The sequence below is a fragment of the Corallococcus sp. CA053C genome, assembly GCF_003611675.1.
Lineage (GTDB): Bacteria > Myxococcota > Myxococcia > Myxococcales > Myxococcaceae > Corallococcus.
Window position 1 is genome coordinate 1 of sequence record NZ_RAWA01000844.1, and the last position, 581, is coordinate 581.

At 71.4% G+C, this 581-nt stretch carries 1 protein-coding gene; it reads left to right on the forward strand.

The features are described from left to right. Nucleotides 1-212: 212 nt before the first annotated feature. A partial coding sequence (locus tag D7V97_RS43525) for a hypothetical protein (protein WP_120616312.1) occupies nt 213-581 on the forward strand: 369 nt, incomplete at its 3' end.

Below are 581 nucleotides of genomic sequence, written 5' to 3' on the forward strand. Positions count from 1 at the left end.
GTGCTGGTAGCGGGCGGGTGGAAGGGCTGACGGCTCCACCGCACCCCGAGTGGGGGGCGCACGCCGGGCCTGCCTGCCGGAATTTCCCGCGACCCGGCGTGGGGGGACGTGCCGCACGCGCAGGGCGTCACGCATCGGAGACTTGGCGTCCGGTCGCTGGCGGCTATGCTGCCGCGCCTCCTCCGTACCGCTTCCCAGCCTGGATGGACCCCATGAGCCTTCGCCGCAACCTGCTGACCGTCGCCCTTCTCTCCACCGCGCTGCTTTCGGCGTGCTCGCTGCGCCCGCGCTACAAGGACCTGGTGCAGACGAGCGGCACCGCGGAGCTCAAGGAGGACCAGCTCGTGGTCCTGCGCGTGACCGACGCCCAGACGGGCCAGCCGGTGAAGGGCGCCAAGGTGTCCGGCGGCGAGTTCCGCACCCGCCTCAACGCCATCAGCGACGAGAACGGCCAGGTGTCCCTCAAGGTCAACCAGGTCCTGCTGACCGAGAACCCGCTCGTGGAGGTCGTGCTGCCCAAGGGCGTGCGTGGCTACAAGCTCCAGCTCGTGCCCTCGGGTGAGGCCCCCGCCCCCGAAGGC